General features: G+C 41.3%; 21 protein-coding genes and 1 pseudogene. 13 read left to right on the top strand and 9 right to left on the bottom strand.

The annotated features are described in order from the left end of the window. Genes E0F88_RS14045 through E0F88_RS14030 form a run of 4 tightly spaced genes read right to left on the bottom strand, consistent with a single transcriptional unit; the run spans nt 1 to nt 2,671 of the window. A complete protein-coding gene (locus E0F88_RS14045) occupies nt 1-1,011 on the bottom strand; it encodes an ATP-binding SpoIIE family protein phosphatase (RefSeq protein WP_131958881.1) in 1,011 nt (336 codons plus the stop codon). After that, a complete protein-coding gene (locus E0F88_RS14040; RefSeq protein WP_220466284.1) occupies nt 1,004-1,408 on the bottom strand; it encodes an anti-sigma regulatory factor in 405 nt (134 codons plus the stop codon). Before E0F88_RS14040 ends, E0F88_RS14045 begins: the two co-directional genes overlap by 8 nt. Beyond that, complete coding sequence (locus tag E0F88_RS14035) at nt 1,398-1,790, bottom strand: STAS domain-containing protein (RefSeq protein WP_131958880.1); 393 nt, start codon at nt 1,788-1,790, stop codon at nt 1,398-1,400. The genes E0F88_RS14040 and E0F88_RS14035 overlap by 11 nt, the downstream gene beginning before the upstream one ends. A 17-nt stretch (nt 1,791-1,807) precedes the next feature. Then, nucleotides 1,808-2,671, bottom strand: coding sequence for an STAS domain-containing protein (locus E0F88_RS14030; protein WP_131958879.1), 864 nt, complete (start codon nt 2,669-2,671; stop codon nt 1,808-1,810). An 868-nt stretch (nt 2,672-3,539) separates the two neighbouring features. Here E0F88_RS14030 and E0F88_RS14025 point away from each other — a divergent pair. After that, the gene (locus E0F88_RS14025; RefSeq protein ID WP_165940061.1) at nt 3,540-5,207 is read left to right on the top strand and encodes a PQQ-dependent sugar dehydrogenase; all 1,668 of its coding nucleotides are present in this window, start codon (nt 3,540-3,542) and stop codon (nt 5,205-5,207) included. A 189-nt stretch (nt 5,208-5,396) separates the two neighbouring features. Here E0F88_RS14025 and E0F88_RS14020 read toward each other — a convergent pair whose 3' ends face one another. The 3 genes and pseudogenes from E0F88_RS14020 to E0F88_RS14010 all read right to left on the bottom strand — a co-directional run bounded on the left by E0F88_RS14020 (nt 5,397) and on the right by E0F88_RS14010 (nt 8,106). After that, complete coding sequence (locus E0F88_RS14020; protein ID WP_131958877.1) at nt 5,397-6,296, bottom strand: SDR family oxidoreductase; 900 nt, start codon at nt 6,294-6,296, stop codon at nt 5,397-5,399. Nucleotides 6,297-6,853: 557 nt separating this feature from the next. After that, nucleotides 6,854-7,099 (bottom strand): DUF3253 domain-containing protein, encoded by a 246-nt coding sequence (locus E0F88_RS14015; RefSeq protein WP_131958876.1) that lies wholly within the window; start codon nt 7,097-7,099, stop codon nt 6,854-6,856. 248 nt (nt 7,100-7,347) lie between these two features. Beyond that, a pseudogene (locus E0F88_RS14010) lies at nt 7,348-8,106 on the bottom strand (SDR family oxidoreductase). Nucleotides 8,107-8,213: 107 nt separating this feature from the next. Between E0F88_RS14010 and E0F88_RS14005 the strand changes: the two are divergent. From E0F88_RS14005 to E0F88_RS13980, 6 genes are all read left to right on the top strand, one after another. Then, nucleotides 8,214-8,570 carry a winged helix-turn-helix transcriptional regulator gene (locus E0F88_RS14005; RefSeq protein WP_131958875.1) on the top strand — a complete coding sequence of 119 codons (357 nt, stop codon included), beginning with the start codon at nt 8,214-8,216 and terminating at the stop codon, nt 8,568-8,570. A gap of 270 nt (nt 8,571-8,840) precedes the next feature. After that, complete coding sequence (locus E0F88_RS14000; protein ID WP_131958874.1) at nt 8,841-10,166, top strand: Gfo/Idh/MocA family protein; 1,326 nt, start codon at nt 8,841-8,843, stop codon at nt 10,164-10,166. A 331-nt stretch (nt 10,167-10,497) separates the two neighbouring features. Further along, the gene (locus E0F88_RS13995) at nt 10,498-10,860 is read left to right on the top strand and encodes a VOC family protein (protein WP_131958873.1); all 363 of its coding nucleotides are present in this window, start codon (nt 10,498-10,500) and stop codon (nt 10,858-10,860) included. 228 nt (nt 10,861-11,088) lie between these two features. Further along, nucleotides 11,089-11,574, top strand: a complete 486-nt coding sequence (locus tag E0F88_RS13990) for a MarR family winged helix-turn-helix transcriptional regulator (protein ID WP_131958872.1) — start codon at nt 11,089-11,091, stop codon at nt 11,572-11,574. 67 nt (nt 11,575-11,641) lie between these two features. Continuing rightward, entirely contained in the window at nt 11,642-12,376 is a 735-nt protein-coding gene (locus E0F88_RS13985) for an MBL fold metallo-hydrolase (RefSeq protein WP_131958871.1), read from the top strand. A 168-nt stretch (nt 12,377-12,544) separates the two neighbouring features. Continuing rightward, nucleotides 12,545-12,997, top strand: a complete 453-nt coding sequence (locus E0F88_RS13980; protein ID WP_131958870.1) for a VOC family protein — start codon at nt 12,545-12,547, stop codon at nt 12,995-12,997. A 92-nt stretch (nt 12,998-13,089) separates the two neighbouring features. On the opposite strand, the gene E0F88_RS13975 is transcribed toward E0F88_RS13980, so the two are convergent. After that, entirely contained in the window at nt 13,090-13,395 is a 306-nt protein-coding gene (locus tag E0F88_RS13975) for a winged helix-turn-helix transcriptional regulator (RefSeq protein ID WP_131958869.1), read from the bottom strand. A gap of 276 nt (nt 13,396-13,671) precedes the next feature. Between E0F88_RS13975 and E0F88_RS13970 the strand changes: the two genes are divergently transcribed. The 4 genes from E0F88_RS13970 to E0F88_RS13955 all read left to right on the top strand — a co-directional run bounded on the left by E0F88_RS13970 (nt 13,672) and on the right by E0F88_RS13955 (nt 18,447). Further along, nucleotides 13,672-14,589 carry a ClpXP adapter SpxH family protein gene (locus tag E0F88_RS13970; RefSeq protein ID WP_131958868.1) on the top strand — a complete coding sequence of 306 codons (918 nt, stop codon included), beginning with the start codon at nt 13,672-13,674 and terminating at the stop codon, nt 14,587-14,589. A gap of 157 nt (nt 14,590-14,746) precedes the next feature. Beyond that, on the top strand, nt 14,747-15,088 hold the full coding sequence (locus E0F88_RS13965; protein ID WP_131958867.1) for a nuclear transport factor 2 family protein: 342 nt from the start codon (nt 14,747-14,749) through the stop codon (nt 15,086-15,088). A 240-nt stretch (nt 15,089-15,328) separates the two neighbouring features. Further along, nucleotides 15,329-17,293 (top strand): tetratricopeptide repeat-containing sensor histidine kinase, encoded by a 1,965-nt coding sequence (locus E0F88_RS13960; protein ID WP_131958866.1) that lies wholly within the window; start codon nt 15,329-15,331, stop codon nt 17,291-17,293. Nucleotides 17,294-17,565: 272 nt separating this feature from the next. Continuing rightward, nucleotides 17,566-18,447: a DUF808 domain-containing protein gene (locus E0F88_RS13955; RefSeq protein WP_131958865.1), complete on the top strand. Its 882-nt coding sequence runs from the start codon at nt 17,566-17,568 to the stop codon at nt 18,445-18,447. Between the two features lie 96 nt (nt 18,448-18,543). Here the strand turns inward: E0F88_RS13955 and E0F88_RS13950 are convergent, their stop codons facing one another. After that, nucleotides 18,544-21,024, bottom strand: coding sequence for a glutaminase family protein (locus tag E0F88_RS13950; RefSeq protein ID WP_131958864.1), 2,481 nt, complete (start codon nt 21,022-21,024; stop codon nt 18,544-18,546). Nucleotides 21,025-21,354: 330 nt separating this feature from the next. Between E0F88_RS13950 and E0F88_RS13945 the strand changes: the two genes are divergently transcribed. Then, a complete protein-coding gene (locus E0F88_RS13945) occupies nt 21,355-22,392 on the top strand; it encodes a sensor histidine kinase (RefSeq protein ID WP_165940060.1) in 1,038 nt (345 codons plus the stop codon). Beyond that, nucleotides 22,373-23,131: a LytR/AlgR family response regulator transcription factor gene (locus E0F88_RS13940; RefSeq protein ID WP_131958862.1), complete on the top strand. Its 759-nt coding sequence runs from the start codon at nt 22,373-22,375 to the stop codon at nt 23,129-23,131. Before E0F88_RS13945 ends, E0F88_RS13940 begins: the two co-directional genes overlap by 20 nt. Nucleotides 23,132-23,176: the final 45 nt, after the last annotated feature.

Genomic DNA, 23,176 nt, shown 5'->3' with positions numbered 1-23,176 from the left:
CTAATTTACTTTAACAACAACGACGGACATATCATCGGAGTGACGCGCGAAATCCTTATATATTATGGCAGCCAAAATAGAAAGATCATACTTAAAAACAGACGGGTGTTTTGAAGTTTCCCAACGTGTGGAAATCCCATCAGAACAAAATACCATATATCCTCCTGTCTCATTCTGAATGGTTTGCGATTCAAGTCTTGATGAGATGTTCATTCCGACTATACCGTTATACGGCATATGCGTTTTAGATGTTATCGCATTACATAACCTGGTAGAGATATTACCAACGCCACATATTTTCCAATTTTTGTTGACAATATCATACACGGCGGCTGTGGCAACAAGTCCACGGGTATCCTTGACCTGCTTGTGAATATCATTAATGATGTCACTGGGATTGTTGAAGGTGGATTTGCGGAAAACCTCACAGGCTTTCTCCGAAGCCTGGTTTGCCAATGGCCCATGCCCCAGACCGTCTGCCAGCATAACCTTCACAAAATAAGGATTAAACTTAAATGCATAGGCATCACCACAAACTGTCTCCCCGGGCTTATTAAGTACTATCGGATATACTCCTATTTTCGAAACCGGAAAAGACACGGGAGGCTGCTGAAAAATTCTCGACAAAAGCACAGTTCCCCACCCTTTTACTGAATAGAGCTGAAACTGGTCTGATAGCCTTTTAATTGAACCCAGGCCATGTCCCAATGTGTTGGTTGTCGAAACACCGTCTTCAATCATTTTCGCAGGATCTGTCATCCCGGGGCCTTTGTCAATACTTAGCAGTTCTACACCCCGGTTATTTGGATCAATTAATGGCCTGACAATAATCTCGCCACCTCCTGCGTGTTTTAAAAGGTTTGTTGCAATTTCTGAAACGATCAAATCAAGCTCTGCGAGCTTCTTCGGACTTAGCTCTACTTTCTGACCGATTTTAAGAATATCCTTTTTTAAAATGTTTAGATAACTACGGTCTGTGAGGCTAAAAACCTGCTGTTTATAATTATCCATTCTTCCACTTTAAAATTTTCACCGTCGTTCCCTTGCCGACAACGCTTTGGATTGCAAATTCATTGACAAGCCTTTTTGCACCCGGAAGACCTAATCCCAGCGTATTTCCTGTGGTAAAACCATCCTGCATTGCCTTATTAATATCAGGTATTCCAGGGCCTGAATCTTCAAAGACCAATTGTAAACCTTCCAGCTTTCCTCTGGTTATAACTTCTACCTTCACATTTCCACCACCAGCATATCTAAGCATATTACGCGCGATCTCGCTGGTGGCAGTAATCAATTTAGTCTGGTTCACAATACCCATACCTATCTTGGCGGCAATTTCCTTAACCCGGTTACGGCAGTAAACCAAATCGCGTTCCTGCTGAATTGCCATGTTTTCTTTAATCGTCATCGGCATCGGAGGTATCATCCGGACGTGCAGACATCCGTGATTCAAGCAGTGCCATTCCCCTTTCCACATTTAGAGCCGTGTGAACTCCTGCCAATGGCAGACCTAATTCAATAAGGGTAATGGCTACTGCAGGCTGCATGCCAACAACGACCGTTTCGGCATCCATGATACTTGACATACCGGCAATATTTCCTATAATTCTGCCCATAAACGAATCGACTATCGATAAGGCAGAAATATCAATCAACACCCCGCTTGCACCAGTGTCGTAGACCATTTGGACGAGATCCTCCTCTAATGTTAGTGCGAGTCTGTCATATAAGTCTACCTGAATCGTGACAAGCAGAAACCTTCCCATTTTCAGAATTGGGATTCTTTCCATAAATTTTCAGTAACAGGTCAGTTTGCTTTATTTTTGTCAATGCGCCTTACTTCTAGCTGAAGGGTATTAAAGGCATATTTGAGGGCACTCTCCAGGGTCGCTTTTGTAATCATCTGGGAAAGATCAATTCCGAGATGCACCACAGTCTGGGCAATTTCAGGCCTGATCCCGCTGATGATACACTCTGCTCCCATTAGCCGCGTTGCATTTACAGTCTTAATCAAATGCTGTGCAACAAGCGAATCAACTGCCGGAACACCCGAGATGTCCAGAATGGCTATACTGCTTCCTGTATCAACAATTCCCTGCAAAAGATTTTCCATTACTATCTGCGTGCGGGCACTATCCAAAGTACCGATAATTGGCATGGCAAGAATTCCATTCCAAACCCGGATCACTGGTGTAGAAAGCTCAGCCATCTCATCTGACTGCTGAGAGATTACATCTTCTCTTCCCGTGATAAAAGTTTCAAAGCTAAGTATACCAATATTGTCAATGAACTTACTTATCTTAAGGGTAACGCTATAAAGCTTAGTTGGCTCGCCGGCAACAATTTCACCCAATACTTTTATTAGAGCATCTTTTAGGGTAAAGATGTAGGTCGCTGTCTCGCGAGGAGAGAAACCTTGCCTTGCTCTTGAAATAGTAAGGCTGGAAATATAATCGGTTAAAGGCTCGAGATCACCCGAAGAAAAATTATTTAGGGTATCTTCGTTTAAAGTGCTTAATAAGATATCTACAAGCTCAGCGGACTGACCTTCAAGCTCTTCATTTGTATTAAAGTTGTTTGAATAATCTGATGCTTCCGCCTGGTCTTTAAGCCATTGTTCTAAAACCTGATCTTTTTTTAATTTAAGGCCATCAATGATGTCTTGCTCCATGAATTTTATCCGGTGATTATGTGGAAATATACGTTAAATGACAATGGCTACAAGGTAGATTAAAAATAACTAATTTCTATTTTGAAAGTGAAATTATAAAAGTTCTAAGCCAGGATAATTCAAAAATCATCCTCCACAAAATCAACTGTGGCATGGCTGAAATTCGGGACAAAGTTTCTAATATCATCCCGACGACCTGATCTCTAGTCACAAAATTGATCTGCTCCGGATTTAAGTGACGAAACACAACTGAAAGGCATATTTTGGCTTTGAATCCGTAGTTTTTATGTTACTGCACGAATAAAACTAGGATAGCTTCACCGATGTTGATGTCATATTATTCGGAAATAAAATCAAGTTCTCAACTTAACGGCAATTTTGATTGCCGCTTTTGAAATTATTATATTGATTTAACCTCCGGTTATCCACTCTACTAAATCCTGATAGAATGCTCCAAAACTGAAACCGACCTGAGGTGTGCCCGCAATTAGTAGAGAATAAACACTTCCACAATGATTCATTTAGGAATACAGTCCCTATTCAAATAAGTCCATCCACATACGTTGTTTCTTTCAGGTCAAAAGATTTTCGCCGGACGATTGGAATTCCTGGCTTCTGATTGCCAATAGTTTATCTGGGGAAAGTGTTTGCTTCTCCTATTCCATTCGTTAGTTTATAAAACACTGTTTTTAATTTTCGCTCTGCGAGTAATATCATCAAAATAAAGGCACCATATTTGTGTATATACTTTTGGTTAAGACACAGGCCACGGAACAGGTTTGAGTAGAAAAATAGAATTTACACATTGAATTCATATTACTGGTCACCTGTTGCGTAGGTTATGAAATTCGTCCATCAAGTTCGCTCTATGAAACAAAAAGTTTTACACCTGATCTTTTTTCAAATCTTACTCGGCGGAATTCTTCTGGCTCAACCACCAATTTTTATTGAACATTATCTGTCTGGATTTACCCGGCCTGTCAAAATTACACATGCGTATGACTCACGGTTATTTGTTGCAGAGATAGGCGGAAAGATTAAGATCATTAAAAACGGGTCAATTCTGCCTACTCCATTTTTGGATATTAGCAGCAAAATCAACGATCCGGATTGGGCTGGAATTTATAGCATTGCATTCGATCCAAACTACTTGAGAAATGGTTATTTCTACGTAATGTACGTAATGTATGTTGTAAAGGGGAAGTTTGAAGTACAGATTTCCCGATTTCAACGCTTAGGCAGCACTACCTCTGACATTGCAGGTTCCATAGAAACACCTATTTTAACCATTCCTTATACGGACGTCTTAGGCGGGCACAGAGGAGGTGACATGGCCTTCGGAAAAGATAGTCAGTTTTACGTCTCAACCGGTGACAATGGACCAGGAAGCCGGGGCATGGTGGGTGACCCTGAAAATAACGCACAGAATATGTCCGGACTTTTCGGAAAAATATTAAAAATTAATCCTGATAACCCGCCGACAGCAGCAAATGCAACCGAGAGTATCTGGGCGCTGGGACTGCGAAATCCATGGCGTTTCAGTTTTGACCGGTCAAACGGCGATCTATGGATCGGGGATAATGGACAGGACGGATGGGAGGAAGTTAACTATTTCAGTGTTGCAAATACAATGACATCAAGAAATTTTGGATGGGATTATATGGAAGGTAACGCCGTTTACAGAGATTGCAATTGTGATATAGTAAGTACCTTCATCGCTCCAAAACTCACTTACCCAGGTTATGCCAACAACGCAAATCATACAAGCGCCTCTGTTATGGGAGGGTATGTGTATCGCGGGTCAAATTATCCATCGTTGAAAGGCACTTATTTCTATGGGGATTATCAGTCTTTTGACATAGGCGTTATCGTTCCAAATGGATATCAGGGTTTTCTTTCCAATGTTTCATATTCATCCCTTATTTCGTTTGGAGAAGATCAACAGGGCGAGTTGTATGTGATTTCGTTTTTCAATGGCACTTTGGGAAAATTGAAGCTTCCAGGTGTCCCCCTTCCAGTGAAGTTAGAATCATTTACCGCCCAGCCAATCGAAAACTCAGTTCAACTAAAATGGATAACCACATTTGAAACCAATTTTTCACATTTCGAGCTGGAACATAGTCCGGATGGAAAGAAATTTCAAAAATTGAAAGCCATCCAAGCCACTGAAAAAAACGATAACTATACCTATTTAGATAATTCCCCTTTTAATGATCTAAATTACTACCGCCTTAAAATGATTGATCGGGACAACAGCTATCAATTTAGTCATTTGGTTTTTGCCAAGCCTGTTTTTAATAGAGAAATCTCGGTTTTCCCAAATCCCGCATCAGAAAAATTTATGATCAAAGGGGTCAGGCCAGGAGATACGATTCGCATGTATAGTATTACCGGTTACTTTCTTGAAAGCAAAACAATCACATCAGAAGCCAAGATAGAATTGGACTTACAAAATTATCCAATCGGGGCTTATAATTTATCCATTGAGTACGGAGGTTCCGGTTTGGTTAAGAGATTTAAATTGGTAAAGGATTAAATCGTGCTGTACCGCCACCTGGATCTTCTCAGGAGTATTTATGAGAAGTTATTTCGATATTACCACCGACATTTCCGATATTTTTTGGAGTAAACGGATACGCGTTAATAATGCTTGTCAATAAATTTGTAATTGCAGGCAAGCACAATTACAGTTTGTAGTTGCCTGCAAGTGGCATAACATAAGAGGTTATGGATGTCCGCTGCCACCGGCAGCCCCATAAATCTGCCCCGTCGCATAACTGGCTTCCGGATCTGCGAGCTGTACGAATATAGATGCCAGCTCGGCAGGCTGTCCGGGCCTTCCCAAGGGTGTTGCCTCCCCAAATTCCACGATCTTATCCTGTGGCTGTCCACCGCTAACCTGTAGTGGTGTCCATACAGGCCCTGGCGCTACACCGTTAACCCTAATACCTTTTGGACCTAACTGCTTGGCGAGTGACTTAACGAAAGCAACATTTGCAGCTTTGGTTTGAGCATAGTCAAACAAATTTTCTGATGGGTCATATGCCTGAACCGACGAAGTGGCAATAATTACGGCACCTGCTGCTAAGTGCGCCAATGCAGCCTTGGTAATCCAAAATGGGGCATAAATGTTGGTTTTAATAGTGGCGTCAAAACCTTCAGAGGTAAGATCAAGCAGGGATTCCACTGCCTGCTGGTGCCCTGCGTTATTTACTAAAATATCCAAACCTCCCAATTTTTGTACGGCCTGCTCTACAAGCTCCCGACAAAAGGATTCGTTGGTAATGTCACCAGGGATGGCATATCCCTTTCTTCCCTCCGCCTCAATGAGTGCAATAACCTCGTCTGCATCTGACTGTTCCTGAGGTAAATAGTTTATGGCTACATCAGCACCCTCACGAGCGTAAGCAATTGCGGCCGCACGTCCTATTCCGGAATCACCCCCGGTTATTAAAGCCTTTCTTCCGCTCAGTCTGCCGGCCCCCTTGTAGGTTTTTTCGCCATGATCTGGTTGCGGATTCATCTTTGAAGCCAATCCCGGCACTTGCTGCGGCTGTTTTTCAAATGGTGGTTTGGGGTATTTGTCGAGTGGGTTTTGAAGCGCTGTTTTTACTGTTTTAGACATGTCAATAAAATTATGATGATAAATAAATCAGTGTTAGTGGAGACACTATAATAAAACTCTGCCAGTTGTCTGAGTTAGCAGCGCAGGCCTGGTAGAATAAACCGAATGCTGCAGGTTGCAAATGGAAAGAAGTGCCGAATATTTAAAAAAATCGGTTCTATAAACGGAATTGGAGCTCACACCGCTTATAGCTGTTTTGCGCTATTATGAGCTGGGCATAACAGGCCAGTTGATATCCATCAATCCAGCGGATTTGACAGCATGATCTGAATACAACTCAGGCACTTATAAAAGAAAAAAAATAGCTTTTTGAACACCGCGGAGAACGCTGGCTGGTATTACTAATATGGAATTATGGTTATCTGGCTGAAATTCCGCAGACACGGTCTGCGGAAATGAACATCTAAGACAAACAATCCTCTTATTGATCCGGTTCCAATATACTTTATCCTAACAGCCGGTACACATAATAACCATAAGTTGCTACGATGATAGGCGAGCTGTGCGCTCAAAACAAAATATCCCCGATAATCAATCACAAATACATACCGCTATGTTTAGATAATCTTGATGCGGACCGGCCCCTTGATATCCTTAACATCAACAGGTATTCCCTTTTGTGTTATTACTACACTACCTTTTTTGTGCAAATCAATTGCCACCGCGAGTATATCTTTCATATGCGTACGCCAGCCACCAGGAAATAGCATACGTGCAATTTCAGAAGGACAGGTACTTTTCTCAGCGCCACGATGAATGGCGGTAGATAGTATGGTTGATGCTATTTTCTCGTAATGCTGCATGCGTATACGATTTGGAATAAATTGTCGGAAAATTACATCAAAGATCCGGATCTGCCGCTAAATTAACCGCCGGAATCTTACGACTTTGCTTCTAGCTGGTTCAAAGGCTTTTTGAAGCCGAATGTATTAACAAGTCATATTTTGATAGAAGTGTCCTCGATGAAGTTGAATGCCAATACACCGCTAACAATATTGATTACTCAGTAAATTATAAACCAGTTTTCGAAGTATATGCTGTCATTAGAAGATTATTTCAGTGGATAGTTCGTCATACCACCATCGACTACACACTCACTTCCCGTAATAAAACTTGCATGGTCAGAAGCTAGGAATAGTACCATATTTGCGATTTCTTTCGGATGCCCCATTCTTTTCACTGCCGTGGTTGCCACAATTTTTTCTTTAACCTGAATTTCCACGTCTTTCAGCATCCCTACCTTGGATAAAATACCTGTGTCTATGGGCCCCGGCGTAACAATGTTTACACGAATTTTTCTTTCTGCCAATTCATTTGCTGCAACACGGGCAATCGTATTTACCGCGGATTTTGTTGCAGAATAGACACTGACATTTATGTTTGATAAATGTGCCGCGTTTGATGAGGTAAAGATGACCGAAGCTCCGTCTGCCAAATGCGGTATCATTTTTTACAGCGTAAAGAAATACCCCTTTACATTTGTATTGAACTGTGCATCAAAGTCCGCTTCTGTTGCTTGTTCAATAGGTGCGAATACTGCAACCCCTGCGTTTAAGAGCAGAACGTCCAATTTTCTACTGCTATCTGTAATTGCTTCTTCTAAAACTGCAATTCCTGCTAAATTCGAAGTGTCGGAAACAACCGTTTTTAATTTCGGGCTGTTGCTTTGTGCCGCTGCTTTATGCAGATTTTCGGCACTTCTTCCTGTTATCCAAACACTTGCTCCTGCATCGATAAACGCTTTTGCCGTTGCAAATCCTATTCCTGTGCTCCCGCCTGTAATGGCTACGTCTTTATTTATAAAATCCATTTTGAAAATATTTATTTTTTTAACGGATCAAAGGTAGAGACAGGTGGTTACTTTCAGTAACGTTATAACTAAAAGTAACAGTAATACAGAGATAAATAAGTAACATAATGGGGTGTAAAATCGAAGAGTTCAAACAGGAACAAAAGAGAAGAGTCAGAGCCGTTCAGGACTCAATGGACGTGCTAAATGGGAAATGGAAAATAGCCATTGTTACGTCCATTTGCTGTTATGGTAAAAGGAGATTTGCCGATATTTTGAATGATATAGAAGTGTTCTCCAATAGAATGTTGAGTAAAGAATTAAAGGAATTAGAGATAAACCATTTGGTAAAACGAACTGTTTTAGATACACAACCCATAATGGTTCAATATGAACTTACCCAACATGGCAATACCCTACAAACCATCATCAGTAATCTTACAGACTGGGGAATAGCACATCGAAAAGCAATTTTTAATCAATAAGCTTCCGCAGAAATATGCCTGGCGGCGAAGTGCGTGGTTTATCTTGGTGGATACTTGCAAATCCATGCTACCACCTAAAAATCCTAAAAAACTTAAAAAATCCCGACCAACATTCCCCTACCTCTTGGAATTGACCTAAAAACAGCTCAAATTTAAACTTTTCCAACCACCTGCTGTTTGAGCTTATTAGTTTTACATAAACCAACAAGTTTCCTAGCTCGTTTTGATATCCTTAATTTCTAACCCAAAAAAATTTAATCTTTTCAATTCATGAATAAAAGAGAGTTTCTTAAAAATGCGGCAGCTTTATCTTCGCTTGCCATAATACCTGCTGAATCATGGGCTTTTTCTGCCGACAAACGCTTGAGAACTGCTCATATAGGTTTAGGAGGAATGGGTCAGGCAGATCTGGCATCCATATCTTCTCATAGCAACGTGGATGTTGTAGCGCTTTGCGATGTTGATTCCACTGTCTTGACGCAGGTGAGTTCCAAGTTTCCAAATGCAAAAACTTATAAGGACTACCGTGTGATGCTCAAAGAACTTAGCAAGGATATTGATGCCGTGATCGTGTCCACGCCTGACCATACCCACGCGCCAGCATCGATGATGGCTATGGAAATGAATAAACCTGTTTATTGTCAAAAGCCGCTCACCCATTATGTAAAGGAAGCCAGGGCAATGGACAAAATTGCCAAAGATAAAAAACTGGTAACACAGATGGGCATCCAGGTGCATTCTTTTTATGATTATAAGCTGGCTACTTTGCTCATCCAATCCGGAATTGTTGGAAAGGTCCACACCGTAAGGGCCTGGTCACCAAAAAACTGGGGTTATAACGGACCCGTACCCGATACGGGAGATGCAGTACCAGCCAATCTGGACTGGAATTTATGGCAGGGAACTTCGGCAGAAAGGCCTTACAAGGATGGTTTTTATCATCCCGGCAACTGGCGGAAACTCGTTGATTATGGCTGCGCTACTTTGGGCGATATGGGTGTACATATTTTTGATACGCCGTATAATGCTTTGCAGCTAGATGTACCGAGAACGATCATCAACAATTGCAGAAAACCGAACGGATTTGGATATCCTGAAAAAAACATGGTTACCTATGAATTCCCGGGAACAAAATACACCGCAGATACACTGAAATGGGTATGGTATGATGGCGTAGGCGCAGATAAACAACGTGAAGATCTAATGCTTCCCGACGGAGCTGATTTACACGACCAGGGTGCAATGTTCATTGGAGAAAAGGGAAGATTGTATCTGCCGCATTTCCAGGTAATGCCTAAATTAATTGTTGACGGCAGCTACAAGGATATAGACATTTCGCAGTTCAAATTGAGTGAGCCGGTTCGGGAGTATAGCTCCGAAGTGCACAAACATTATCACGAGTTTGTAGATGCATGTCTGGGAAAAGCTACCTGTAGCGCTCCATTCTCTTATGCTTCCCGCCTTACAGAAACCATATTGCTTGGCGTAATTGCCGGCCGTTTCCCCAACAAAACATTGCACTGGGATGCAAAAAAAGCACAGTTCGCAGAAGAGGAGGCCAACCAATACCTGGGTGGCACCTATCGGAAATTCTAGACTGACAAGTTACCTCAAGCCTCACTCCAAAAACGAGGTTGCGAAGTAAATCTCAATTGTGAGACTATCTCCCACACGAGTTCGCAAACAATTTATCTGTTTTCATAACAACGACCGGCCACTTTTCCAGAGGTCGGTCGTTCTGTTTAATAAAAAAAAACATTCCACAGTTCTAACATTTCTTTCACATAATGATGAGCTTATCAGTTATCCAGGCCACACCTATACCGCAAGTCCACAGATCATTTGATTTAAAGTGAGAAAACAATAAACAAGTTTTAGTAAATAATATTCACATATATTATATTTGTGACAACAAAATATCACTACAATGAGAAAATTAGAATTTGCATCCCTTCAGGTTAGGGATCTTGAAGTTTCAAAAGAATTTTATATCAAAAAATTAGGGTTTGAGGAAGCAGGAATACCCAACCCGCAGGCTTGTGTTTTCAGATACAACAAGGGTGAAGCAAGTTTTGCCATCAGAACACCGATCGGAAATCTGGAAGGAAAGGAACTGGGCATCGGTGCATCACTCTGGTTCGCCATCGACGGAGAAATAGAGCATCTGCAGGCTCAATTATCAGCTAAAAATGTGACATTGTTAGGACCGGTCCAGGTTACACCTTTCGGGAAAATCATTATTGCCAAAGACCCCGACGGATATAATATTACTTTTTTGCAAGCAAACTAATTGTATCACTATAATCTGTTACAAGATACCGGATCCTTGTGGCATCAAACAGCAACTTGAAACCGATGCTTATGGAAGGAATTCGCCAGGTTGGGATGTCGCACTTCTATCGTTAATTCGCAGATAATCTTATCCAAAACAAACAGGCCGGAGTATTCACTCAGTTTGTTCCCGACGAGACCGGCCGTAATGACATTGAAATAATTCCTTACAGACGTCAGAAAGACTATGTCCAAAAAAATTGAATTTCATTTTAAAAGGCCGGAAGAAAGTCCGGGTTACCTTCTGGGACAGCTCACCATGTTATGGCAGCGAAAACAAAAGCGTGTTTTAGATCCATTGGACCTGACACATACTCAGTTCCAACTACTGTGTGCGCTTGCCTGGCTATCCAGAGAAAGTAATCAGGTTACACAGGTCGAAATAGCCAATCAGAGCAATGCGGACAGGATGATGGTGTCAAAAGTATTAAGGACGCTGGAAGAGAAGAAATTCATCACCCGACAAGAGCACCCGAAAGATACCAGGGCAAAGATTATCAAATTAACCCAGGAAGGAGAAATAGTCTTGCAAAAGGCAATTATCAGCGTGGAAACTGCCGATCTCGATTTTTTTAAAAAGTTGAGTACGGATCTTACGACCTTTAATTCAACGATGGTCGCACTTATCGAACAGAATACCAATGAAATATCAAACAGTAATTGGCTCAACTAAGCCAATTACTGTTTGCTTACAAAAATTACCTCACAAAGCCAGCCAGGCAATACTGATCTAAAATTCCATGGAAATATTGCCGTTAGAAGAGGGAATTTATAGTGTTGACAAGAAGAAAAATCTTTCACCCGTGACGGGGCTGGACAGTGCCCAGGTTCCGGGATTTTTGCAGATGGCGGTTCGTCCATTCTTAATCAGATTGAAGAATGATCTGGTGCTTTTGGATTGCGGACTTGGAATCGTGAATGGCAGTTATATGATGACTTCCGTCTTAGGACATCATGGCATAAATTCAGGTCAGATCACGAAAGTTTTGCTCTCGCACCTACATAAAGATCATATCGAAGGATTGGGTTATTTTCAGAACAGCGAATTCGTTCAGCAATTTGGGAATGCGACGATTTATGCCAACAGACAGGAGCATGATTACGCGCTCAGCCAGAAAGGAAACCCTTCCTATAATGATGATCTCGTTGAGCAACTCGCCGGATTCCCAAATCTGCAACTGATGGATGCTATGCAGGGAAACCTGTCACCTGAAATTTATTTTGAGGTGGTTGATGGTCATACTCCTTACCACCTGGCGTTCCGGATATCAGAAGGTGATCAAACGATCTTTTACGGAGGAGACAACCTTCCTCAGGCACATTATCTGGATTACCATATCGCCTATAAAACCGATTATGATGGCAAAAAAGCGATGACACTTCGGCAGAAATGGCAAAATGAATCAAAACACAAACACTGGACAGTTCTGCTATATCATGATCTTAAACTTCCAATGCTCAAATTTAATAATTAAATAAGCTTGGTTTTACTTTAAAAATGACTAGTAATCGCGAATAATAGTACTTATCATAAGTAAATATTGCCATTGACTTTCTCTAAAAACTATACAACATTATCCGGTTTGAAAGTGCGCCAATCGGCTGCTTAGGCCCAACCTATTCAATCTTAAAAAAGAAAAAAAATGGAAAGCAATAAATTACTCAGAATCGACAATGTCGGAATCGTTGTTGAATCACTCGATGACGCTATTGCTTTTTTCTCAGAAATAGGCTTGAAGCTGGAAGGCCGGACAATCGTGGAAGGAGACTGGGCAGGCCGGGTCACCGGACTTGTCTCTCAGCGTGTGGAGATTGCCATGATGATAACTCCGGATGGTCATAGCCGACTGGAACTTTCCAAATTTATCACACCCCCTACAGTATCTGATCACCGAACTTCGCCCGTAAATGCCCTTGGCTATCTGCGTGTCATGTTCACCGTTGAAGACATTGACGAGCTGGTGTCCAGACTAATCAAACACGGTGCCCGCCTTGTTGGAGACGTGGTTCAGTATGAGAATTCTTACCGGCTTTGCTACATCAGGGCAAGCGATGGACTTCTGATTGGGCTGGCACAAGAAATTGGTGACAAATGAGGAAAACCAGCGAATAAGGTAGCACTGACTTTTTCTTCTTTATCTGGAAGAAGATGAAAGACCTATATCATTTTACAGTCAGTCTCTGCCATTCAGCCCAAAAGTTCAAGCTGCTGAAAAATCGGTATGAGTAACTTTCCCCGATCTGAGAGCTTGTATTCGATGTGAAGTGGTTTTATTTTAATAACGGTCTTTTGGACCAAATCCTGCTCTTCCATTTCTTTTAGCGCGTTTGCAAGGGCCTGTTTATTTGAACCTTCCAGCTGTCGCAAAAGCGAATTAAACCGAACTGGTTCTGCTATCGCAATTCTGAATATTTGAGGCTTCCATTTACCAGACAGTTGCTTCAATAGTGTCTCAGCCGGGCATTGGCCCTGTTCTCTTCCATTTTTCTCCATAAAATTATTATTTTCTTACCACCCTAACCTGATTTCCTTTACCGGCGCTCTCATAAAAGTAAGTAAGTTTAGCTATGCTTTCATTTACATTACCATTTCAGGTAGTCAACTTTTTTTGACTAATTGAACCGGAACCAAACTTTGGCGAAATTTGCCTATTATCATTTCCAGTAGCAAAGCGAACGGAAGCTGACTTCAATATGTAAAGGTTAACATGATAAACTCCTGGCAGTAATTGCTTGCTTTTAAATTACCGAATTTTACGAATAATCTAAAATGGAAACCCAAAATAACAACCCGCTTTTGTGTGATATCGAATCAGGAATTTGCGAAATGCCTGATGTTTCATCAACAGTCCTGAAAGGCAATGGAAAGGCCGGTGGTAAACCTGTAAAAATAATATATTTCACTGATCCTATCTGCTCATCTTGCTGGGGCATTGAACCACAGTTGCGGAAGCTCAAAATGGAATACGGTCAAAACTTTGAAATTGATTACCGGATGGGAGGTTTGTTACCGGATTGGAGCTATAACAGTGGTGGAATAAGTAAACCATCAGACGTCGCCAGTCATTGGGATGAAGTTAGCCAACACTACGATATGCCTATTGACGGAGATGTATGGCTGGAAGATCCTTTGAACTCATCCTATCCACCGTCAATAGCCTTCAAAGCAGCTCAATTACAGGATTCGGAAAAGTCTGTCCACTTTCTTCGTGAATTAAGGGAAATGGTATTTCTTAGAAAAATCAACATAACCAAATGGGAAAACCTGACTATCGCTGCTAAAAAGGCAGATTTGGATATTCAACAGTTTGAAAAAGATTTCAACGCAGACGCCAACGAACTCTTCCGTTTTGACTTACAACTTGCTCTTCAGATGGGAGTCAGAGGCTTCCCTACCCTATTTTTTGTAGATGGAGCGGGAAGTGAAGAAAAAGTATACGGTACCAAGCCATACTCAGTTTATGAGACTGCACTGCTCAAACAATTACCAACCGCTACCAAAACAAAAACAGACAAAAATTGGGAAAAACTGTTTGTAAAATTTAAAACGCTGACTGCCCGTGAATTTTCCGAGCTTTCAGATACGCCCCGCCCGGAAACTGACGGAATTTTGCAAGGACTGGTTAAATCAGGAAACCTCACGGAACTGGTGACTAAGAACGGATCTTTATGGACAGTTATAGTTTGAAACATGATTCATAAACCTTCGTGCTTACTTCCGGTAGCATAAAATAATCCGGCTTTGGATTTCCGGATAAACAACATCGATACTTTACTATAAAATCAGTACCTTAAAACGCCGGGATCACCGATTATTGAACAGATGATCTTAAACTATCACTCAAATGAATTTAAACAATAAAGAAATTTTGCAAATCGCCAATGCAGCTGTCACAGAAGGTGACAATGAAGGTTTTTTGTCTTTCTGCACCGACGATACCAAATGGACTTTTGTCGGAGAACAGGTACTGCAGGGAAAAGACGCAGTTCGGCAATATATGGCAAAGGCCTACTTAGAACCACCAAAGTTTGTAGTCGAAAACTTAATTGCTGAGGACGAATTTGTAATCGCGATCGGCAAAATTAGTATGAAGGATGAAACTGGAAAAATGTCTGAGTATTCGTACTGCGACGTGTGGCGGTTTCGTGAAGGTAAGATGGCCGAACTAAAGGCTTTTGTCATTTAGTATAGAGAATGAATGTTGGTCAAAAGGCGTAGTATTTATTTCCACTAACCATTCAGCGCTTATAGAAACCATTGTCTGGTCATTTCGAACTATTTTCGCACTTTATTCAACAAAGTATTGACTTATTAGGGTGATAATTTGTTCGCATCATGCGATATTTAAGGAATAATTCTCAACGGCAGTACGGTTATGTTGCCCGCAAGAAGATACCCCACAATAAAGTGATGATGTCAGAAAAAAATGAAAAGAACTTTAAACCCACTTCTATTATTTACCATACTTTTTTTAATTCAAATTTTATCCCCTACCGCCCACAGTCAGACTTCAGCAGACTTACTTAATGACTTCAAAAGCTTTAAAGGAATACCCACAGATTCCCTTCAGGTCTCAGTAAGCAACCGACTTGCGGATAAATATATTTACAACCATCCGGATAGCTCGATCTTATTTGGCAAGACTGCATTGCACGCAGCAAAAAAGATGCACCTGACCAGAGAGACCGCCAAAGCTTACAACAATATTGCCAGAACACATTATGTCAGCGGGTCCTATTTTGAGTCACTGACCTATGCGGATTCTGCATTGAATACTGGCAAGAAATACGACTTTAAGCCTGAGGTTGCCACTGCGATCAATACCAGAGGAGTGATATATCTCGGTCAGAACAGATTGAATGAAGCCATTCCGGAATTTTCAAAAGCACTACTACTTAATGAAGCGCTGAAAGACAGCGCAAAAATCGCAGCAAATTATTTTAATATTGGATTGGCGTACGATGAACTTGGCCAGTTCGAAAATGCGTTCCTTAATCTAAAAAAAGCTCTTCTTGTTTCAAAATTATGTAAAGACGGGCACCTCAACCAAATGTCTTTGAACAGGATCGGAGAAATTCATTACCACTCCAAAAACTATCAGCAGGCTTTGCGTTACTACCGGGCAGCCCTTGACTTCAAAGCCTATCAGGACAATTGGGAAAAAGGTTTTGCGTATTCCGGGATGGCGCAGACGCTTTATGAAATGAAACAACACCAGCAGGCCCTTGAATATGCGACCAAAAGTTTTGTATTAATGAAAGAAGTGAATGCCGATTGGGATACCGAACGTGCAGCCAACATTCTCTCGAAATGTTACGCAGCGCTAGAAAATTATCAAAAGGCTTACGAATATCAGAGCATAGCAAGAGCTTACGGCGATAGCATTCTTAATGAGAAAAAGGAACAGGAAATTAATTATCTGCATTTGCAGGACAAAAAAGCTGAAAACCTGGCATTACTTCGAGAAAATGAAAATAGCAGGCAGGTAATCAGAAATAACAGGATTGTAATTTCAATTACCGTGTTATTCTCCCTGCTACTGCTTGCAGCACTGTTTTTATTAAGACGGAATATCAACCGAAAGAATGCTTTAAACACAGAGCTCAAACACCGAAACGACGAAATACAAATACAGAAAGAAGAAATTCAGGCGCAGCGGGAGGAGCTAATATCGATCAATAAAACCAAAGACCGGGTGTTATCCGTAATTGGCCATGATCTGCGAAGCCCTTTTGCCTCGGTACGCCAAGTGCTCGATCTGATCAGAAGCGGTGATCTTGACGAGCACGAACAGGAAATGCTATTTGACGATTTTCAGAAACAGATAACGCTGGTATCCGAGCTCATTGACGGTTTACTTGCCTGGGCAAGCAGTCAGCAAAGCGGAGGAGCAGTTAATTATGAAAAGATCAGTTTAACAGATACCACAGAAAAAATACTATCACTGTACAAGCCTGCATTTGATCAAAAAAAGCAACAGGTTGAACATACTAAAAATGAAAACATTTTCATTGAGGCTGATGAAAACCATGTTAGGATCATTCTCCAAAACATTGTGAGCAATGCTATTAAATTCACACCACAACAGGGAACAGTAAGTTTGTTCTACACAAAAGAAAATGATTTTGTAGCCATTCATATCAAAGACGACGGGTTGGGCATGTCGAAGAAAAAGCTGGCGGAATTATTTAATACTTCCGGCGTCGCCATTTCAGAAAATGGTACGGACATGGAACCCGGAACAGGACTTGGCTTACTGCTTATAAAACAATTTGTTGAAGAAAATAAAGGACACATCGAGGTGAAAAGTGAGATAGACAAGGGATCCGAATTTATCGTTTATTTCAAGGCAAGCCAAACAACCGCATCTGATTTGCAGAGTATTAAATGACCTGAGGTATCTCAAACCAGGGAAAATTCGCTTAAACCATCCATATTCTCACCAAAAACTTACATCAGGTACAATCCGATCATTCTCAATATCTTCCATGCAACAGCAGTAACCAATTGAAGGCATCCGGAATCTAAAAAATGGACTGCACGCAAGAATTAAGACGATTGTGTGGCATTGGTTTATTACCTTCGAATAAAATCAAATACCAAATAACTTTAATTTAAGCTGTTAGAACCAACATTACCTAATATTTTACAAGTAGAACAAACATGGCCTCAGGATTTTTTGCAATTTTAGATGATATAGCTTTTTTAATGGATGATGTTGCTTTGGCGACAAAAGTAGCAACCCGCAAAACAGCAGGTATCCTGGGTGATGACCTGGCCGTAAATGCCGAGAAAGCGACAGGCTTTCTGTCTAACCGGGAGTTACCGGTGTTATGGGCTATCACAAAAGGGTCGTTGATAAATAAACTGATTATCGTTCCCATTGCTTTGCTTTTGAATATATTCCTACCCAAAGCCATCACCTTCGTTTTGCTGTTAGGAGGGATTTATCTGGCGTTTGAAGGTGTAGAAAAGATAGTAGAATATTTTTTTCATAGTCACAAAAGTGATCACAAAACCGAGGAAGATGTTCCTGAACGATCAAGTGCGCTTACGCCTGACAATGAAAAAGAGAAAGTTAAGTCTGCCGTCACAACCGACTTTATTTTGTCAATCGAGATCGTGATCATTGCTTTGGGAAGTGTATTGGAAAAAAGTATGACTATACAGATTGTTACCGTTGCCGCAGTCGCTTTGCTGGCAACAGTGGGTGTTTACGGCATTGTTGCGCTAATTGTGAGAATGGATGATGCCGGTTACAAACTCATTAAAAAATCCGATGATAAGGGATTTCTTTCAAAGTTAGGGCACATATTGGTTAAGGCTTTGCCAGTAATAATAAAGATTTTAGGTGCGGTCGGAACAGTTGCTTTACTGCTGGTTTCAGGTGGAATTTTTGTGCATAACATCGAATTCTTACATCATGTTCTACCACAGCTCCCCGATATGATCAAAGAATTTGGAATGGGCCTTATTGTGGGTCTAATTGCGCTGTTACTCTTTACGGCTTATAAAAAAATAGCGTCTTTGTTCAAGCGCGCTTAGAAGAGACAGCAATTAACCGTTTCAATTGCTATAAAAAATGAGGTAAACAAAATCGAATGTTTACCTCATTTTTTTATAGAATGACATCGCATCACCTCACTTCCAGCGGTCTCCCAAAACCTTCATCCAATATCCACCTACAACGGATCTTGCCCGAAACCCTACTGACTTTCCATCCACGGTTTCATACCAGTCCGAAAGCGGAATGCGGTCCGGGGTTTCCATCGCAAATTTATAGACCGGATTTATAAACGCTTCAAAATCTTTCCGGTTCGTAGTTAATGTGGCTGTCCAAATGATCCAGTCGGATTTTGAATACGTTTTGCGGCTGTCAAGCGGAAGACCAAATGCTTTCTGTTTGGTCAGATAATATTTAATTTCCTTTTCTGCGACAGTTTTAGGAAATACATTCAGTTTTAAAAGGTCATCCCAAACCAGGTTATATTTCTGGCTCCAGGAATCCTTGTTGTCAAAAGTCAGCGCATAATGGTCACCACTGTCTGCCAGCTCCATCCATTTCTTGACAAAGTCTTTTACCAACGCGTTCACCTCCGCGGCTTCTGTGGTTTCTCCCAGCTGTTCAGCCATTTTTGCGTATGAAGCCAAACCCATAATGGCCTTAATTGACAAGTTGGCATTACGGGCAAGGTGGCCGGCAAAATCGTCAGTGCAAAGCTGGTTCGCAGGATCAAAGCCCTCCTTTTTAAGATAATTTGCCCAGATCGTGAGTACTTTCCAGTGCTTTTTAGCAAACTCAACATTGTTTTCTGCCTTGCATACGGCGTAGGCCAGCGTTAACATGTTACCAGATTCTTCCACCGGCATATCCTCACCGTAGGTTTGGCCGTTTGCCAGCGGATAGGTCCCGACATCATGCGCAGCGAAAGGTTTGGTCCATTTACCGCTTTCGGAATAATAGAAAATCGGTTCCATCATACCTTTCAACAATATAGGATTATAGAGCAAAAACAGTGGTGCCGAAGGATAGGTGATATCGACTGTTCCAATAGAACCATTACTAAAATTTTCTTTTGACAAAAACAACGGAGTACCGGCAGCGTCGGCTACAAGTTTGTGCGCTGCGATTGCCTGACGATAGGCTAAAACGCAAAGTTCGGCATACTGTTTTCCACCAGCTTTCAGCGCATCCTGATAAATCATTTCATCTGTAGCTTCACAATCTTTCAGGATTTTAGCAAAATCGGTTTCAGCACTTTTCAGCTCTCCCTGAATGGTTTTGTTGCCATCTCTATTCCACCAGGGCCTAAGATTTTGACCAAAGTACTGAACCGAATACCCGTCGTCATATCCAAGCATGGCATGAAGAGATTGTGTTTGGCTGCCTACATTTTGAGAGGAAAGTACAACGGCCATCGATTTTGTATCACCATTGGTCGCGCCAGTTTGATTAGCAATTACAGAACCGATTTTTGAAAAAGAACGGATCAGTTCAGCAGGTGAACCCAGTCCGGAACTTTTTACAGCCGCAGAAGGTGCAGAGAGATAAGCATATCCCCAGTCAATACGGACATCATCACCTTTCCGGTCGAGTAACTTTTGTTGATTATTTCCCAAAGAAAGCGTTACAAGACCATTCTCATTCCCTTTTTTACCAATTACTTTTTGATTTGCGTCATTCACCGCCCAAAGTCCCGAAACCGAATTGAGGATTTCGACCTGATGCGTTTTTCCGTCACCGGCCTTTAAATCATAAACCACATAATTGACAGGACGTGACACCATATTAAGATCTTTCAGGATTAATGGCGCTACAAAACGGACTTTAAGCTGGATGGGACCTGCTTCAAAGTCATAAATCGTCTGCGTAGCTTTCATATCAAAACCGGTTTGCTTTGCTGTCAGGATTACATCATCCCCTTTCGGTGCGATTTCATCTGCAAGACCGACATCGATATATCCCGGTCCTACACCATTTTTGCAATAAGCTGCTAATATGTTTTTACCCTTTTTAAGTGCTTTGCGTGCCGCTGCACTTATTGGCTTGAATTCATAATCACCTGTAAAACAAGGCGCACATTCAAATGCCGGAACACCGTTGATATAAACCTGAACATCGTCATCATGAAAAATATTCAGCATAGGTTTTTCAAAATCAGTTGCGGTCAATGTGAATTCACGTTTGTACCAAACTTCCTTTGGGAATTCCGTTCCGCTTTTTAGCATTGCATCATTGCGGTCTTTTGTTCCGAACGGCGCGGGAGCCTGCTTCCAGCTACTAACATTGTAGTTATCCTTATACCAAGCCGGACCCGGGTCAACGGTTGTAAACCTGGCTGAATATCCCGACTGTTTTGCGGTGGGTAACAGCGTTTTCATCACCGGCGTGGCCGCTCCCATGAAACGGTACGCCTTTCCGTCCACGCGTATGAGTCCGTCCATTGGCTGAACTTTACCGGTCCAGTGTCTTGTCGGTGAGCCATTTAACTGATCGCCAAAAGACCAAACACTTGTGTAGGGATCGATGGTAACTAGCGGCGTTGCCGGCGGCCGAAAGGTTTGCGAAAAGGACGTTAAAGTGGCAAAAATCAGAAGGATCAGAAGACCGGATTTCGACATTATATTAATTGTAGTGTTAGGAAATAAAACAGATTGGTATTCGAAACCCAAAAATAAGCTGGTTAAACTATAAATCCTCAGTTATTTTATTTTACCATTCCATTATTTTAGGGTGCAAGCCAAATTATAAAACTACTCCTAAAATAGATACTCTAAGCATTGCCCAAGGTAAACTCAATTGACAGAATCTGCCAAAGTGCGGAATTATTTCATACAAAATTGCGATGTTACATTGCCGGCCCCAACTACCATAACCTTTTCAAACCGGGTTTTGTCCGTTTCAACCAAAAACCTCCGGTGATTATTCCATTTGGAATGTTAACTTTATTTATGAAATCTTCTCTGCCCATTTCTAATCTTCACCGGATCACGCTGCTGATGGCTGTCTGGATCAACTTGTTTGTTCTGGTACTCATATTCAATAATCGTGACGCTGATGCTCTTATCATCCCCAAACTTCTTAAAAGTTTTGCCATCATTTACATATTAGGGCTGACCAATATTTTAGCTATATATCTGATTCAAAAGAAATATGAGCATGTTTTTAAGAAACCGGAAAGGGTCAGATATATCTTTAGCACCCTATTAAGTCTGGCTGTTTTCTTAGTTTTAAGCATTGCGCTCGAGAACATTGGTGCGGATGATAAAGAACTGGTTGGTCAGCAGAAAGTCAATGCGCTGATCCTTGTTTTCGTGATTTTTCATATGCTGACCGTTGTGTTACATGATCAGGTGATTTTGCAGCACAGCAAGGCACAGGCAGAACTGGAAAATATGCAGTTGAAGGCAGCGATCAGTGAAGCTTCTAACTTTCAATTACGTCAGCAAATACACCCCCATTTTCTTTTTAATTCACTGACAATCTTAAAGTCAATTTATAAAAAAGATGCGGTGAAAGGTGAATTTTACTTAACCCGGCTATCCAATTTTCTCAGGGCTTCGTTCTCTGACCACTCATCCAGAATCACATCCCTTCAAACAGAACTAACGCTGTGCACAGATTACATGGACATGCAGAAAATCAGGTTCGGTGATGCAATCCACTATGATGTAAATGTGTCAGAACAGGCTCAAATAAAGTATGTACCCTTCTTTTCAATTCAGGTATTGCTTGAAAATGCGATCAAACATAATGCAATGACGGAGGCAAATCCTTTGAAGATCATTGTCTTTGAAAGCGGCAGCTTTATTACGGTAAAAAATAATCTTCAGCCAAAAGCCAATAAGGAAGATTCTACCGGCCAGGGGCTCGCAAACCTGGCAGAAAGATACCGGCTTTTGTCAGGTGACCGGATCATAATCACACAGGATCAGGGCACTTTTTCAGCAACTATTAAAATGTATGAGAATGAAGATAGTTATCATTGAGGACGAAAAATGGACGGCGGAAGATCTGGCAGATACGATCATTCAGATTGAACCTCACAGCCAGATTGTAGCCGTACTGCAATCTGTAAAAGAATCCATCGCCTACTTTAAAGATAATGCCGTTCCGGACGTAATTTTTAGTGACATACAACTCGGGGATGGTCTGAGTTTCGAGATTTTTTCAGCAATTTCCATTACCACGCCAGTCATTTTCTGCACTGCTTTTGATGACTATGCGTTAAACGCTTTCAAAGCAAATGGTATAGAGTATATGTTAAAACCGTTTACACTTGAGTCGGTGCAGGCGGCGCTCGGCAAGTTTCATACGCTACGAAATACAAGCCCAAACGCAGATTACTTTCAGTCTTTCATAAAAGAAATAACTTCTCAAAACCGGCCAAAATCCGCCGCTATACTGGTCTATTACAAAGATGTTATATTGCCAGTCAAAGTAAATGATATTGCTTTATTTTATGTTGAAAATGAAAACACGCATCTGGTTACGTTTGACAACAAAACTTACTATCCCAAAAATAATCTGGATGAATTAGAAAGGATGACCGGAAACGACTTTTTCAGGGCCAACAGAAAATGCCTTATTAACAGAAAGAGTGTTGTAAACGCGTCGAGTTATCTTTCACGTAAATTATCAGTAAAAGTTTCCATTCCGTTTGATCACATCATCACGATCAGCAAGGAGAAAACACCGCATTTTCTTGCATGGCTGGCAGGCAATTAGGCTTGTACATTTTAAATGTTGCAAAAGAATATCAATAGATATTGA

It is taken from the genome of Dyadobacter psychrotolerans (genome assembly GCF_004349265.1).
GTDB lineage: Bacteria > Bacteroidota > Bacteroidia > Cytophagales > Spirosomataceae > Dyadobacter > Dyadobacter psychrotolerans.
This window is presented reverse-complemented; position numbering and strand designations above follow the sequence as displayed.